The 16250-nt window shown below is 46.0% G+C and carries 16 protein-coding genes; all 16 read right to left on the bottom strand.

The annotated features are described in order from the left end of the window. Positions 1 to 188: 188 nt before the first annotated feature. A complete protein-coding gene (dusB, locus tag NSQ55_RS00415; protein WP_339170701.1) occupies positions 189 to 1205 on the bottom strand; it encodes a tRNA dihydrouridine synthase DusB in 1017 nt (338 codons plus the stop codon). A 33-nt stretch (positions 1206 to 1238) separates the two neighbouring features. Beyond that, complete coding sequence (locus NSQ55_RS00410) at positions 1239 to 1448, bottom strand: helix-turn-helix transcriptional regulator (RefSeq protein WP_076099929.1); 210 nt, start codon at positions 1446 to 1448, stop codon at positions 1239 to 1241. Continuing rightward, a complete protein-coding gene (gene folK / locus NSQ55_RS00405) occupies positions 1400 to 1951 on the bottom strand; it encodes a 2-amino-4-hydroxy-6-hydroxymethyldihydropteridine diphosphokinase (RefSeq protein ID WP_036678725.1) in 552 nt (183 codons plus the stop codon). Before folK ends, NSQ55_RS00410 begins: the two co-directional genes overlap by 49 nt. 11 nt (positions 1952 to 1962) lie before the next feature. Continuing rightward, positions 1963 to 2325, bottom strand: coding sequence for a dihydroneopterin aldolase (folB, locus tag NSQ55_RS00400; RefSeq protein ID WP_076138480.1), 363 nt, complete (start codon positions 2323 to 2325; stop codon positions 1963 to 1965). A gap of 30 nt (positions 2326 to 2355) precedes the next feature. Further along, on the bottom strand, positions 2356 to 3213 hold the full coding sequence (folP, locus tag NSQ55_RS00395; RefSeq protein ID WP_339170698.1) for a dihydropteroate synthase: 858 nt from the start codon (positions 3211 to 3213) through the stop codon (positions 2356 to 2358). After that, the gene (locus tag NSQ55_RS00390; protein ID WP_339170696.1) at positions 3210 to 4091 is read right to left on the bottom strand and encodes an aminotransferase class IV; all 882 of its coding nucleotides are present in this window, start codon (positions 4089 to 4091) and stop codon (positions 3210 to 3212) included. Before NSQ55_RS00390 ends, folP begins: the two co-directional genes overlap by 4 nt. Further along, entirely contained in the window at positions 4088 to 4669 is a 582-nt protein-coding gene (gene pabA / locus NSQ55_RS00385; RefSeq protein WP_339170694.1) for an aminodeoxychorismate/anthranilate synthase component II, read from the bottom strand. The genes NSQ55_RS00390 and pabA overlap by 4 nt, the downstream gene beginning before the upstream one ends. After that, complete coding sequence (locus NSQ55_RS00380) at positions 4666 to 6279, bottom strand: anthranilate synthase component I family protein (protein ID WP_339170692.1); 1614 nt, start codon at positions 6277 to 6279, stop codon at positions 4666 to 4668. The genes pabA and NSQ55_RS00380 overlap by 4 nt, the downstream gene beginning before the upstream one ends. A gap of 424 nt (positions 6280 to 6703) precedes the next feature. Beyond that, complete coding sequence (cysK, locus tag NSQ55_RS00375) at positions 6704 to 7642, bottom strand: cysteine synthase A (RefSeq protein ID WP_036678737.1); 939 nt, start codon at positions 7640 to 7642, stop codon at positions 6704 to 6706. Between the two features lie 141 nt (positions 7643 to 7783). Next, a complete protein-coding gene (locus tag NSQ55_RS00370) occupies positions 7784 to 8728 on the bottom strand; it encodes a peptidylprolyl isomerase (protein WP_339170690.1) in 945 nt (314 codons plus the stop codon). 9 nt (positions 8729 to 8737) lie between these two features. Continuing rightward, entirely contained in the window at positions 8738 to 9622 is an 885-nt protein-coding gene (gene hslO, locus NSQ55_RS00365; RefSeq protein WP_036678742.1) for an Hsp33 family molecular chaperone HslO, read from the bottom strand. Between the two features lie 47 nt (positions 9623 to 9669). Then, positions 9670 to 10437, bottom strand: coding sequence for a type III pantothenate kinase (locus NSQ55_RS00360; protein ID WP_339170689.1), 768 nt, complete (start codon positions 10435 to 10437; stop codon positions 9670 to 9672). After that, complete coding sequence (nadC, locus tag NSQ55_RS00355) at positions 10434 to 11309, bottom strand: carboxylating nicotinate-nucleotide diphosphorylase (RefSeq protein ID WP_076220479.1); 876 nt, start codon at positions 11307 to 11309, stop codon at positions 10434 to 10436. The genes NSQ55_RS00360 and nadC overlap by 4 nt, the downstream gene beginning before the upstream one ends. Next, positions 11299 to 12915: an L-aspartate oxidase gene (gene nadB, locus NSQ55_RS00350; protein WP_339170686.1), complete on the bottom strand. Its 1617-nt coding sequence runs from the start codon at positions 12913 to 12915 to the stop codon at positions 11299 to 11301. The genes nadC and nadB overlap by 11 nt, the downstream gene beginning before the upstream one ends. Positions 12916 to 12954: 39 nt before the next feature. Further along, positions 12955 to 13893 (bottom strand): quinolinate synthase NadA, encoded by a 939-nt coding sequence (gene nadA / locus NSQ55_RS00345; protein WP_036678753.1) that lies wholly within the window; start codon positions 13891 to 13893, stop codon positions 12955 to 12957. A 259-nt stretch (positions 13894 to 14152) separates the two neighbouring features. After that, positions 14153 to 16207: an ATP-dependent zinc metalloprotease FtsH gene (ftsH, locus tag NSQ55_RS00340; protein ID WP_036678755.1), complete on the bottom strand. Its 2055-nt coding sequence runs from the start codon at positions 16205 to 16207 to the stop codon at positions 14153 to 14155. Positions 16208 to 16250 lie beyond the last annotated feature (43 nt).

Raw genomic sequence — 16250 nt, 5'->3', positions numbered from 1 at the left:
CCTGTCGTATACAATTATTGAAAACACCATACTATATGCTAATCTAGAAGGATAAGAACCCTCCCTGCTGCATTGCTCTTACTGTAACGGCGATTTTATACTGTGAAATTATATTGGAACCGCTACAAAATGTCAATGACACCACATATAAAGTCAGATGTGTTCAAATATCAGCAGAAAAAAGGCGATTATACAGCAGAAGAAGACATTTCAATGCCCTTGCTCTCTTCTTCATGCTTTAATTGAAAGACAAAATCATTCAATATCCTCACCATTCCATCGCGTTTTGTTTCTGTCATAAGGACATCCTTCACTCTAGCGGCAGCCTTCAAGCCTTTTAAATACCAAGCCATATGCTTACGCATCTCACGGACAGCTACAGCTTCTCCCTTAAGAGCTACCAGACGATCCATATGAAGAATAGCAACCTTAATCTTCTCATCCAAACCAGGTTCAGGCATAAGCTCGCCGGTGCTCAAATATTGAATCGTACGATACAACATCCAAGGATTACCTAGTGCTCCACGCCCGATCATTACGCCATCGCAGCCAGTCTGATCCAACATAGCCCGAGCATCTTCAGGTGTATTAACATCCCCGTTGCCGATAACGGGAATGGAAACTGCTTCTTTTGCCATCTTGATGTAGTTCCAGTCCGCATGGCCTGTGTAAAGCTGCTCCCGGGTACGACCGTGTACGCTGACAGCCTTACCCCCGGCACGTTCAACCGCACGCGCATTATCTTCGACAAAAATATGCTCGCTATCCCAGCCAATCCGCATTTTCACGGTTACCGGTTTATCGACAACATCGACAACCGCAGAGACCATTTCATAGATTTTGTCGGGATTCAAAAGCCAGCGGGCTCCCGCATCACATTTAGTCACTTTTGGCACTGGGCATCCCATATTGATATCGATAATATCAGCATTGGTTTCTTTATCAACGACTTTAGCTGCTTGCACCAGTGATGCTCTATCCCCGCCAAAAATCTGCAAACTAAGCGGTTTCTCCCGTTCATCTACAAACAACATTTCGCGAGTACGTGTATTTCCGTGAATAATGGCCTTATCGCTTACCATTTCTGCACAGACCAGACCTGTACCAAATTCCTTAGCGATCAGACGAAAAGCCGGATTGCACACGCCAGCCATAGGTGCCAGAACAACCTGATTTTTCATCTCGATATCGCCAATCTTCAGCATTCGTATCACTTCCTGCCTTTTAATTCTTGGAAATTATGAGTTGGGATCCACAAGCTCTTCTGTTGTAACCCCTAGAACATTCGCAATTTTATCTAAAATTTGATCTTCTAATCGTCTGTTACCCCTCTCGACTGCACCAAGCACAGCCAAGGAAATTCCGGCAAGATCCGCAAGATCCTGTTGAGTATACCCTTTTAGCTTACGGAATGCCCTGACCCTCCGTCCCAAACGCTTGTTGTCCACAACCGAATTCCTTCCTTCCCGTCTATGTCTTGAAGCGCTGCTGTAATCAGCTTGCGAAGTCCGGAAGATTGTTCATTCTGTGGAACGATGTCACTGAGCGGAAACAATACAAAAGCACGCTCTAACATGCGTGGATGCGGTAACGTTAAATGTGGTGTATCGAGCACCTGACCCTCAACCCACAACAAATCCAAATCTACCGTTCTCGGTCCATAGCGGATATCCCGGATACGACCCAACTGCGTTTCTATCCCCAACATCACTTCCAGCAAGGACTCGGGCGCAAGTGTCGTTCGCAAAGCTGCTGCCATATTGAGAAACTGCGGCTGATCTAAATAACCTACTGGCTCTGTCTCGTAAACTTTGGAGCAGCGGACCACCGATATTTCATCATGAGCGTCCAGTCTGTTCAAAGCCTCTGACAGTGTGCCCTCCCGGTCACCCAAATTAGCCCCTAAAGCAATATAAGCCTCTGATTCTTCAGAGGTGGAATGTATATTCATGGACCTTGTTCTCACTTTCTAGTTCTGCGCAGCTCTACAGTCACTCCCTGAAAATGAATGTCGAAAGGCGGATGAGGTTTAGTTACCTTAACCGTTACTGCATTGATAACAGTATAAGTGTCCAGTACGGAGGATGCAATATATTCTGCCAAAGCTTCAATCAACTTAAAAGACTTTATTTCGACAATGTTTTTGACTAATTCATGAACTTCAGCATAATTCACAGTTTGATTCAAATCATCATTCAAGCCCGCACCCTGCAAATCAAGCTCTAGCTCTAAATCAATGTAAAAACGTTGTCCCAGCTTACGTTCTTCCTCAAATACACCGTGGTATCCGTAATATTCCATACGATGCATTGTCATTTTATCCATGATTAATCCGCCCTTTTTCGTAAAATATAGCTATTCACGCACCACTGGAGGTGCAGCATACAACATCGCATCACACATCTTAACCGTTCGTTTAATTAGAGATACATCATGTACACGGACGATCTGGCAACCCTGAGCAATGCCAAAAGCTACTGTAGCTGCGGTGCCTTCCACAACATCATCAGACGGCAAATCAAGTACCGTGCGGATGAATTTTTTGCGGGATGTCGCCAGTAACAACGGATAGCCTAACTCAGTCAACCCGTCTAAAAGCATCATTGCCTGCAGGTTTTCATTATAATCCTTAGCAAAGCCGATACCTGGATCCAATATGATATTGGCCGGCTTAACACCTGCGGCTAACGCAAGATCAATACTTTCCTTAAGATCAGCCGACATATCCGCACTCAGATTCGTATAATTACGGTCCTGCCGGTTATGCATCAAAATAATAGGACAGTCAGCAGCAGCGGCCACTGCCGCCATTTCCGGATCGGCCTTACAACCCCATATGTCATTAATGATATGAGCACCCGCAGCTAAAGCTTGGCGGGCTACCTCAGCTTTATAGGTATCGATGGATAACGGAAGATGAGGTGCCGCCTTATGAATACTCTCGATCACAGGCAATACACGGGCTAACTCCTCTTCAAGTCCCACCGGTTGATGACCAGGACGAGTAGATTCACCGCCGATATCAATAATATCAGCACCCTCTGCAGCCATACGCAGCGCATGCTCAACGGCTTTGTCCGGATGATCCCAAAGTCCTCCATCTGAAAAAGAATCAGGGGTAACATTAAGGATGCCCATAATCAATGTTCGATTTCCTAACTCCAAGTCTGTATTTCCACAACGGTATGTCCGCTTAAAGAGGACTGGTCTCATTTCGCAATCGCCGTCCTATCTCTATATAATGAAATCAAGCCAGCAGTAATTGTTCCACACTGGCCAGTACCTATAGTAAATCTTGCATCTCCGTGCCACATCCCGGTAACAGGAACGATTTCTTGTACGGAATTGGTAAGAAACACTTCATCAGCAGCTTTCAACTGCTCCCAGTGATATGTTCCTTCTTCAACACTAAGGCCTGCACTAAGAGCCAGCTCCAGCACCATTTCCCGGGTAATTCCCGGAAGAATGCCTGTTGTGAGATCTGGGGTATAGAGCCTGTTGTATTTTATAAAAAAGATGTTGCTGACAATGCCCTCCGCAATAAATTCTTCTGCCGTCAGCATTAGTCCTTCAGCACCATTTGCCGCAGAAGCATACCCTCTAAGCTCACGCTTAGCCAGAATGTTATTCATATAATGCAGCGACTTGAATCGCACCGTTCCCTCAGGAGTATTACGCCGCAAGGACAACAGCTGCAGCTCTTTGCCTTCACTGTAGAGTTTATCTGGTACTTTCGGCAGCGCTTTGATGTACAACAAATGATTGGGCTTTTGATAATCATCAGCAGGTAATCCGAGAATATCCTCACCGGCTGTTACGGTATAGCGTATATAAGCTTCTTTTAATTCATTTTTGTCCATAACGCGCTTAATCCAGTCAAGCAGATGTGCCGCTTCTGCCTCAAATGGAATGCCCAGTTCCTTGCAACCCTCTGCCATACGCTTCAAATGACGCTCCAGCAAAAAGGGAACTCCCCCATAGGTCCGAAAGGTTTCGAACAAGCCAATGCCGTACAAAAAGCCGTGATCCAAGGCAGAAACCACGGCTTCTCGGGCGTCAATGACACCATTGTTAAATCCTATATATTTCATGCCGTTTCTCCGGCTCTCCGTTTCAAGAAATTACGCAGCATCGTATGACCATGATCCGTAATAATAGATTCCGGGTGGAACTGTACACCTTCAATAGGGTATTCTTTATGGCGCAATGCCATAATCTCCCCTTCTTCAGTCTCAGCCGTAATCTCCAAGCAATCTGGGAGACTCTCCCGCTCTACAATCAGTGAATGATATCGGGTAGCTGTAATTGGAGACTCCAGACCTTCAAAAACTGAGGTCCCGTTATGGTAAATAGGCGATGTCTTCCCATGCATCAAACGCTCAGCACGGATGACATTGCCACCAAATGCTTGTCCAATCGCTTGATGTCCAAGGCATACGCCGAAGATCGGAATGATCCCCTTGAAATGATGCAACAATTCCAGACTAATTCCCGCTTCATTTGGTGTACATGGGCCTGGTGAAATCAGAATATGGTCAGGTGCCAGTTTTTCAATCTCTTCGATGGTAATTTCATCATTGCGGTGCACTTTAACCTCTTCCCCAAGCTCACCTAAATACTGTACGAGGTTATACGTAAAGGAATCATAATTATCGATGACCAAGATCACAGTGCTACTCCCCCTTCGGCTTCGCTGGTAGCTGGCAATTCCTGCTGCAGTTCACTACAGAGTACTGCCTTCACTACCGCTTTGGCTTTATTATGGCATTCACGGTATTCACGGTAGGGATCGGAATCGATCACTATGCCGGCACCTGTCTGAATATATCCGACCCCGTCTTTTACAGCCAGCGTTCTTATAATAATATTTAATTCCATATTGCCGTTATAGTCAATAAAACCCATCGAACCTGTATAGGGTCCACGTCGAACCGGCTCCAGTTCTTCGATAATCTCCATTGTCCTTACCTTGGGAGCCCCTGTGATGGTTCCCCCCGGGAATAAAGCTGCGATAACCGCATAAGCGTCTTTATCCGGCGCAATCTGGCCCTCTACCTGCGAAACGAGATGCATCACATGAGAGTAGCGCTCCACCGTCATCAGCTCCGGCACGCTGACGGAACCGTATGCAGCGACACGTCCGATGTCGTTGCGTTCCAGATCGACAAGCATGATATGCTCGGCGATCTCTTTTTCGCTCCCGCGAAGCTCCGCCTCCATGGCGGCATCCTCCGCGGGAGTGAGTCCCCGGCGCCGGGTGCCGGCGATGGGCCGGGCGCTCACTTTGTCCCCATGCAGCTTGACGAGCAGCTCTGGTGAGGCGCTGGACAGCGCGAAGCCGGGCGACCGCAAGAGCCCCATGTACGGGGACGGGTTGAGCTTGCGCAGCCACTCGTAAACATCCTCCGGCGAGGACTTCAGCTGCGCCTCCTGGCGCAGCGAGAGATTCACTTGGAATACATCGCCTTGGCGGATGTATTCCTGAACGTCCAGCACTGCTTGCTGAAACTTCTCAGGCGAGAAAGCCGAAGCCATGCCCGGCCACTCTCCTGATGAAACTGTAAGGGCCTCAATGCTGCCCACAGCCTCATCATCCAATCCTGCAGCTGAAGATATCAGCTGCCACTGCTCTACCATTTGCCCAGCCTGTTCTATACTGCCAAGATAGAGATTTTGCAGATCCTCCAGCCCACAGTCTGCTGGAACTGGAACGTGGACAGCACAATACAGCACATGCTCTTCGTGATCATAAATCCATATCTCGTCAAACCTCATAAAAAGATAATCAGGAAAACCAGGATCATCTTGGGCAAGAGACGGCAATCGTTCCAAAGAACGAACCACATCATAACCAAGGAATCCAATACATCCACCAGAGAAAGGAGGAACATCTTCATCCTTTAACTTAGGCGACGTAAAATCCGACATCCATTGCTGCAGTAGCTCCAGCGGTTGTCCATGCAGTGTTGTTGCCTCAGGTGTCCTCTCCTCGTCCACTGATGCTGATTCCAAAGATTCAGTAGGGAAGCTAAATACTTCCGCGTTATCCTCCTTGCCTTTCAATATCGAAACAGGATTTAAGCCCAAGTACGTATAACGGCCACCCTTACCACTTTCTAAAACTACAGAATACTGGGAAGCTAACTCCCAGGCTTGCTCCCAGGACGCGGGTAATTCGTTGGTGCACCGGGGGGATTTTATAATCAAGGGAAACATGCTCCAGTCTTCAGCAGCCCATTGTTCCCACTCGTTCCAGGTTGTTATGATTTCCAAAGCCATCCTCCTAAAAGTTTTATGAAGCCATTACTTCGTAGAAATCACTTCGCAATAAAACTCGCTTCGTAAGCATTTGCTTAGTTTTATGAAGCCATTACTTCGTAGAAATCACTTCGTAATAGAACTCGCTTCGTAAGCATTTGCTTAAGTTTTGTCCAGACTTTAATTATTTTAAATCGTCAGTAGTATATTGCCTGTCAGTATACTGTACTTAAGGCATGATTGAAAAGCCCTCAGCGATAGGAAATTATTATGATTTTTTCGTTTTCTGCAAAAACCAGAGCTTTTTTCAACAATAATAAAATTACCACGTCTAGCCTGCCATATATGCACAGTACCTAATGCCTGTTAAATCAACGAAAAGAGTCTCCATCACCACCAAAAAAGTGGTATGAAGACTCTTATAGATTTACGTTATTGCAAACAATTACGCTTCGAAATTGTAAAGTGGTGTGCTCAGGTAACGTTCGCCGTTACTTGGGATAATGACTACTACTTTTTTGCCAGGGCCTAAATCTTTAGCTACTTTAAGAGCGGCAAATACAGCAGCACCTGAAGAAATACCAGACAAGACGCCTTCTTCTTTAGCTACACGACGTGCAGTTTCGAAAGCTTCATCATTCTCAACGTGGATGATTTCATCATAGATATCTTGGTTCAAAATCTCAGGGATGAAGTTAGCTCCGATACCCTGGATTTTGTGAGGGCCTGGTTTGCCTCCAGCCAAGATTGGGGAAGCAGCAGGCTCCACAGCATAGATCTTAATATCAGGATATTGGCTTTTCAGCACTTCACCCGCACCAGTGATCGTTCCGCCTGTTCCGATACCTGCAATAAAAGCATCCAAAGGACCGCCGATGGATTCAATAGCGTCAATGATTTCAGGTCCAGTAGTCTCACGGTGAATCTTCACGTTCGCTTTATTCTTGAATTGCTCGGATGGGAAATAGCTTGGGTTCTCTTTCAGAATTTCGTCTGCTTTCTTAACCGCACCATTCATACCTTCCGATCCTGGGGTCAGCACCAATTCCGCTCCATATGCGCGAAGGAGATTACGGCGCTCCAAGCTCATTGTTTCCGGCATTACGATAACTGCCTTATAACCTTTAGCAGCAGCTACAAGTGCCAGGCCGATACCAGTGTTACCACTAGTAGCTTCTACAATCGTACCTCCTGGTTTCAGTAGACCTTCACGCTCAGCTTCTTCCACGATGCTGATTGCAATCCGGTCTTTTACGCTTGATCCCGGGTTCTGATATTCCAATTTCAAATAAATATCTGCGGAGCCTTCCTGTGCCAGACGATTCAAACGAACGAGCGGAGTACCTCCGATCAATTCTGTTACGTTGTTAACGACTTTAGCCATGAGCAAAAACCTCCTTAGAATGATAAATGCGATATAAGAACGTAAATTATGACTTTATGCTTCTGTGTATGGAGTTTAAATTGTTGACCACCGTCAGTTATTTCCGACTAAAACGGTAGGGTTTACGTTAATATCATATTATCAATCTTGCAGGCTGTTGTCAATATTTATTGACACCTCATATTTATTGCGTAAATCGCTTTCCACCTGCTGCAAGGGAGGGGCTTGCTCCAAAGCCAGCTCTTGACGTACAAGCGCCCGAATTTCTTTCTGATCCGGCATTTCTGGAGAGTGAATACTCTCCAAGCGGATAATGGCGAAGTCTTCCCCTGTCTCGATCGGACCGGCTATATCACCCACATCCAATCCAGCGGCAGTCTTTAACATTCCCTCTGGCCAAAAAGGGTCGTCTTCCTCTACTTTACCTAAGCTGCCTCCGTGCTGCCGACTCTCATCATCATTAGACACTTCCCTAGCCAAATCAGCAAAATTCTCACCCTGTTCCAAGCGATCCATTACCTGCTGACCTTCCTCATAGGATGAAACCTTGATCATAGAAAGCTGCATTTCCTTTTTTGGAATGAAGCGCTCGGCATTTTGCTCTAAATAAGCATCTATATCGGCATCACTGATTGTAATGCCCTCCGTGGCTATCGCTTGTAAGGACAGACGATAAGCTGTCTCTGCGAACACTTCCTGACGAGATAATCCGAGCTGAGATTGCATTTGAGCATAATATTGCGCTTCTGATTCGTACCCAACTATAGTGCGTGCCAGTTCCTGCTTAACCTCATCGTCTGTCACGGTAATTCCTAAAGCCTTAGCTTCCATGTTCACGACAATATGGTTAAGCATACTGATTAACACTTCTTCTCCATGCTTTCTTTTGAGCTCATCCATCCACTGCTGATCCGTTATCGGTTGTCCGCCTGCAGTCGCTACATCCGGTGATTCATTGTCTGTTGTATCTCCTTTAAGAAGGGCCATGGCGCGTAAACTCCAGAATAATAGACCCCCGAGCATTAAAGTTGCAACAGCTAGAATAATAACCGTATTGCGAAGTGCACGTTCCTGTCTCGTCATCATCCCAATGCCCTACGAATTCGCTTGTTCTAAAATGACCTGTAAATCGTCCTTATTGAAAACATAAGCCTCATTGCAAAAATGGCATACGACTTCAGCCTGTTCATCTTCTGCAATTAATCTCTCCAGTTCATCCCGCCCTAAGCTAACCAATGTCTGCTCTACCCGCTCACGCGAACACTGACAAGCAAAGTTAATATCCAGTTCATCCATAACCACTGCATCCGGCAACAGGTAGCGCAGCATTTCTTCTGGCTCCAGCCCCTGATCGAGAAGCGCCGTTACTGAAGGCATTGCCCCTACAGCTTTTTCAATCTCTGTGATCTCCGCATCAGTCAGACCAGGAAGAAGCTGAACAATAAAGCCTCCAGCCACAATTACTGACTCATCGGTATCTACCAGTACACCTAGGCCAACCGCAGCTGGAGTTTGCTCAGAAACCGCAAAATAATAAGTAAAATCATCGCCAAGCTCCCCCGAGATAATAGGAATACTACCGCGGTATGGCTCTTTCATACCTAAATCTTTTATAACATCAATGAACCCTTCAGTTCCCACCGCTCCAGCTACATCCAGCTTCCCCATGCTATTGCTCGGTAAATGAATGTGAGGATTATGCACATAACCACGCACTTCTCCCAATGCATTGGATTCTGCAACGATTTGTCCGATCGGTCCATTCCCTTTAACCATAATACTCAGCTTCTCACTACCCTTGAGCATAGCGCCCATCATGGCTGCAGCGGTAACTGTACGTCCCATTGCGGCTGTAGCCGTTGGATACGTATCGTGTCTGCGTCTCAGTTCTTCAACCAATTCAGTTGTGCGGACAGCAAACGCTCTCACTTTACCATTAAGAGCCGTGCCGCGGATTAGTCGATCCTTCTTTTTTTCCATTGGGTGCATAGCCCTCCTATCTCTTCGCCTTTTAGGCTTCTTTATCTTTATTGGTTACGATCGTAAATAATTCTTAATCCTTCTAGCGTTAACATAGGATTTACTTCATCGATACAGTCCGTTTCACCCGCAATTAGCGAGGCGAGGCCTCCGGTCGAAATAACCTTCAGTTCGGGAGCGTTCATCTCGACTTTAATTCGTTTAACAATGCCCTCAACCTGACCCGCATAGCCAAAAATAATCCCGGCCTGCATCGCGTGCACCGTATTACGCCCGATGACCTTTTTAGGCTTCTCCAATTCAATTCGCGGCAGCTTAGATGCCCGCTGGTATAATGCCTCTGTTGAAATGCCTAGGCCAGGAACAATCGCCCCACCAAGATAATTAGCATCTGCATCAATGCAATCAAAAGTCGTAGCCGTACCAAAATCAACAACGACAAGTGGACATTTGTATTGTTCAATCGCAGCAACTGCATTAACAATCCGGTCTGCGCCAATTTCACGCGGATTCTCATAACGTAAGTTAAGCCCCGTCTTAATCCCTGGTCCAACAATCAATGGGTCTTTGCCTATATATTTAATACACATATCCTCAATAGTCTTAACTAGTGGCGGAACAACCGAAGATATAATTACACCTTCAACGTCTTTGACAGATATACCTGACATGTGAAAAAGATTGTGTATCATTACTCCATATTCATCCACGGTCGATTGACGCGCAGTACTTAGCCGAAAATGATGCAGCAATTCGCGTTTTCTATATACACCGAGAACAATATTGGTATTACCGATATCGACAGCAAGCATCATGACAAAGGCCCTTCCTTCTTGGCATTAAGGTCTAGACTGATATCCAGACTGGAGAAGGAGTACGTAAGGCGCCCGACAGAAATCACATCCACACCCGTTTCAGCAATCCCGCGTAAGGTTTCTAACGATACATTGCCAGAAGCCTCTGTCTTAACATGCGGAGCTTTCGATTTAATCCTAGCCACGGCTTGCTTCATCATATCGTTAGACATGTTATCGAGCATTATAATATCAGCACCTGCTGCCAGCGCCTCTTCGACTTGCTCTAAATTCTCGGTCTCCACTTCGATGCTCATGGTATGCGGGATGTTCTTCCGGGCACGACCTACAGCCTGCCGAATACCACCCGCGCCCTTGATATGATTATCCTTGATCATAACTGCATCATATAAGCCAAAACGGTGATTAAAGCCTCCACCAATACGAACAGCATATTTCTCTAGCATCCGGTGACCTGGTGTAGTCTTACGTGTGTCTACTAGACGAGTCGGTAATCCCTCCAGCACCTGCACGAAAGAAGCTGTACGTGATGCCACACCCGAAAGACGCTGCATCAAGTTAAGCGCAAGCCGCTCACCTGTTAGAATTGCATGTGTGCTGCCCTCAACCTCAATAATTACTGTCCCTTTAGTTACAGCTTGGCCTTCTTCGACAAGGGCTGTAAAACTAAGTGCCGGATCCACAATTTCAAAGACCAGCTCTGCAATTGGAATGCCACAAATTATACCGTCTTCCTTGGCATGAATAATCCCTTTGGACTCATGGCCCACTGGAATCGTCATCTGCGTGGTTACATCTCCGGAACCAACATCTTCCCGCAACCAGGCCTTGATGGATTGTACTAGCTCTTCATTGTAACCATTAAACATCATCGCTTAATTCCTCCACTATTCCCAGTTCGCGAATTTGAAGCAGGTGCTTACGCCACTGATCATCATCCCGCTGCGGATAATCCTCACGGTAATGCGCCCCACGGCTCTCTTCCCGTGCCAGAGCAGACTCTGTCACAAGCAAACAGCAGGTCAGCATATTAGCAAATTCATATTCCTCACGTTTGGACAATGCTAATCCAAATATTGGAAGCTGTCGTTTTAATTCATCTAGTCCTTTAAGTAACATCTCTTCGTTACGACGTAGTCCGGCATATCGAACCATTACCTTCTGTAGCTTCAAACGACGTTCCACAATAGCTTGAGTTGGCGAATCTACACGTCCCTCGTTACTGTTAACCGATAAAACATCACGGTCCAGCGGGGAAAGCTCATGAATCCGATCAATAATACGCTGTCCGAATACAATGGCCTCAGATAATGAATTACTAGCTAAACGGTTAGCGCCATGCAGGCCTGTGGAGGAAACCTCTCCGCAAGCAAACAGACGTGGGATGGTGCTCTCTCCATTCAGATCGGTCTTAATCCCCCCCATCATATAATGCGCAGCGGGAGCCACTGGAATCCAATCACTTGTAATATCCAGTCCATAGCCCATACATGTCTCATATATTGTGGGAAACCGATGCTTCACCATCTCTGGAGATTCATGTGTAATATCCAAATAAACGAACGTTGATTTAGTATGTTCCATTTCACTTACAATAGCTCGTGCTACAATATCCCGCGGAGCTAGCTCAAGCAGGTCATGATAACGTTCCATGAACCGTTCTCCATTAATATTGCGCAAGACTGCTCCTTCCCCACGCACAGCTTCGGAGATTAAAAATCTAGGAGCTCCCGGGTAACTAAGTGCTGTAGGATGAAATTGAATAAATTCCATATCTCGTATATGAGCCCCAGCGCGATAGGCGATCGCTACACCATCTCCTGTAGCTACTTCTGGGTTGGTAGTGTATCGATATAATTGTCCTGCTCCACCAGAGCACAAAATGGTCGCATCCCCTTGCAGGAACAACCTTCCACCACCGGGCCGTTGCAATAATGCGCCTACACATTCTCCACCTTCAGTGATGAGATCGATAACATAATGATCATCCCAGACCTCAATATTCTCATGTTCGGCTACCTGTTCCGCCAATGCACGAACAATCTCATAACCTGTAGCATCCCCATTAGCATGCAAAATACGGCGGTGGCTGTGTGCACCTTCCTGAGTCAAAGCCAGTACCCCATCTTCCTTATCAAACAGAGTTCCTAAGCGAATTAACTCATGAACGCCTTCCGGCCCTTCATTAACAAGTGCATCGACAGCTGTTGAGGAGCAAAGACCTGCTCCGGCCATTAAGGTATCCTGCCGGTGGTAAGCAGGGGAATCATCCTCAGCTATAACAGCTGCGATCCCCCCCTGTGCATAGCGAGTATTACTTTCCATTACTGATTTCTTTGTGATCATTATGACACGCCGATCTTCACTGGCTTTAATAGCTGTGAATAACCCGGCAATCCCTGAACCAATAACAATACAATCTGTCTTTACCGTAGGAATATCCCGAAGATCAAAATCAACCAAATATTGTGGAATCATGACCGCTTTTCACCTGTTTCAACGAAAGAGTAGCGCATGCTACCGGACTTGTAGCATGCGCTCTAGGGATGTTCTGGCTTTGTCGGCGACAGCAGGCGGTACATAGATTTGTGGCTTCATCGTCTCCAGGCATTTCACCAGTTTTTTTAGATTATTAACTTTCATATTAGGACAAACAAGAAATTTGGTAGCAAAATGGAATTCTTTATCTGGACTATCCTTACGAAGCTGATATCCGGTACCATCTTCCGTTCCAACGATAAATTGCTTACGATCCGATTTCCGGCAATACTCCAGAATTGATGTAGTGCTGCCTACATAGTCACCCATGGCGACTACTTCAGGACGACACTCTGGATGAACTACAAATTCCGCATCTGGATATTTTGCTCTCATTTCTACTACATCTTTGACGGTCAACATGTCGTGAGTGTTGCAATAGCCTTCCCAAATAATCAGCTTCTTGCCCGTCTGATCTTGTACATATTGACCAAGATTCTTATCTGGGACCCAAATAATCTCTTCGGCGTCAAGGGATTCGATTACTTTCACAGCATTAGCAGAGGTACAACAAATATCGGTTTCTGCTTTAATCTCGGCGGACGAGTTGATATAAGTGACTACTTTAGCATTTGGATGTTGAGCTTTTAGCTTACGCAAACCGTCTACATTGACCATATCTGCCATTGGACAGCCTGCACGTTCATCAGGAATAAGGACGGTTTTGTTCGGGGCTAGAATTTTTGCACTTTCCCCCATGAAATGAACACCGCAGAATACAATAACTTCTGCATCTGTCTCTGCAGCCTTCTGAGCGAGTAAAAAAGAGTCGCCCCGGAAATCGGCAACCTCCTGAATTTCATCACGTTGATAATAATGAGCTAAAATGATTGCGTTTCGTTCCTTTTTAAGCTGTTCAAGACGTATACGAAGTTCTCGATTCTGTTCCTGCTTGCGCTCAAGCGCCAGAGCTTCCACCGATTGTTCTCCCCCTTAAATCCTCGCGGCTTTTCGCCGACATGATGTTATCAAATGGCATGCGCCATCATGGTGAAAAAATGAACATGCTGATATAAATAGTAAGTAATATTAATCACTAATGTACACAACGTTCCAGCCTCTGTCAATGTAACTGGACAGGCTTTAAGGCATAGAATCCCTTAAAAATTAAAATAAAAAATCCGGAGAACAGTTACGTTCTCCGGATAAATTTACATCATATGAATGGTGGACCCAATTAGGTAAGGCTAGTGCCCCCACCTTTGTTGTCATCACCGGAACCGTCATTACCCTCAGAATCAGGGTTATTCGGGATATCCTTCGACAGGTCAGGAAGTGTGGACTGTTCATCCTCAGGCTTGCCTTGAATGCGAACTCGCACATCACCGATATTGTCGATGACAGGCTCGCCAACTTCATGGGCAACACCTTCGCCACCCTCTGGTTTACCATCCTCGGAAAGGAATCCTTGTTCAATCAGTTGTGTGATCTGATCAAGCTCAAGTGTTTCTTTCTCAAGTAATGTATTGGCAATCAAGTGCATTTCTTTGGAGTGTTTGATCAACAGATCTTTACAACGTTCGTAACTCGAAGTAATAAAGTTCTGCATTTCCTGATCAATCTCATAAGCAATGGAGTCACTGTAATTCTGTTCATGCCCAATATCACGACCCAAGAATACTTGACCTTGAGAAGATCCGAACTGCATAGGTCCAAGCTTATCGCTCATACCGTACTCCATAATCATGGCACGCACGATGCGCGTAGCCTGTTGGAAGTCACTGTATGCACCCGTACCGATCTCACCAATAAACAATTCTTCAGCAACACGTCCACCAAGTAATCCAGTAACCTTATCCAAAAGCTCCTGCTTGGTAACGATCATCCGATCTTCCTTCGGAAGCATAATAACATATCCGCCTGCACGTCCGCGTGGGATAATAGTAACTTTATGCACCATATCGGCGTGCTCAAGGAAGTAACCTGCAATAGTATGGCCTGCTTCATGATAAGCTACAATACGTTTCTCGCGGTCACTGATCACACGGCTGCGTTTCTCAGTACCTACGATAACACGGTCAATAGCTTCATCCACTTCAATCATGGAAATATCTTTACGGTTACGACGTGCAGCTAGCAAAGCTGCCTCATTCAGCAGATTCTCCAGATCAGCACCTGTGAATCCGGTTGTGCGTTTAGCAACAACATCCAGTCTTACATCTTTCGTAAGCGGTTTGTTACGAGCGTGAACCTTAAGTACAGCTTCACGACCTTTCACATCAGGACGGTCAACCGTAATTTGACGGTCAAAACGTCCTGGACGAAGCAATGCCGGATCAAGTATATCAGCGCGGTTAGTCGCCGCTACAATAATAATGCCTTCGTTACCACCGAATCCATCCATCTCAACCAGCAATTGGTTAAGCGTCTGTTCACGTTCGTCATGTCCGCCACCAAGACCGGCACCACGCTGACGACCCACAGCATCAATTTCATCAATGAAGATAATACATGGAGCATTCTTCTTAGCATTCTCGAACAAATCACGTACCCGAGAAGCACCGACACCCACGAACATTTCCACAAAGTCAGAACCGGAAATACTAAAGAAAGGTACACCAGCTTCACCTGCTACCGCACGGGCAAGCAATGTTTTACCTGTTCCCGGAGGACCTACAAGCAATACGCCCTTAGGAATACGTGCGCCGACAGCTGCAAATTTGCGTGGATCTTTCAGGAACTCAACGACTTCGACAAGCTCTTGCTTCTCTTCGTCCGCCCCTGCAACATCCTCAAAGCTGATTTTCTTCTTCTCTTCATTATATAACCGAGCCTTGCTCTTGCCGAAATTCATGACTTTACCGCCGCCACCTTGCGCCTGGTTAAACAGGAAGAAGAACAAGATGAACATAATTACCAGCGGGATAATTGAAGAAAGGAATGTCAGCCAAATGCTGGTACCTTCCATTTTCTTCTGAGTTAATTCAATCCCATTAACATCACTGGCTTGAATCAGTTCATTGATAGCGGCATCTGTAGGAGGAATATATGTGGAGAAGCTTTTCGATTTAGTATCGGCAGGCAGCTCTCTATACTCGCCTGTGACCAGAAAGGCATTACCCTCAAACTGAACCGTCAAATCCTTCACATTGTTGTTCTTGATCTCCTGCCGTAACTCGTCGTATCTAGGGAAATCGGCGGCTTCATTTCCATTGCTCACAAACTGGACAATACCCACCACGACTAAAAATAAAATCAAATAAAAACCAGAATTCCGGATGAACCGATTCATCCCCTACCTCCTCTCACAACACTCAAGTTATTGTACCATAGCC

This window comes from Paenibacillus sp. FSL H7-0943 (assembly GCF_037963265.1).
Taxonomy (GTDB): domain Bacteria; phylum Bacillota; class Bacilli; order Paenibacillales; family Paenibacillaceae; genus Paenibacillus_AQ; species Paenibacillus_AQ odorifer.
The sequence above is the reverse complement of the archived record's forward strand: the minus strand, read 5'-3'. Positions and strand labels throughout refer to the sequence as shown.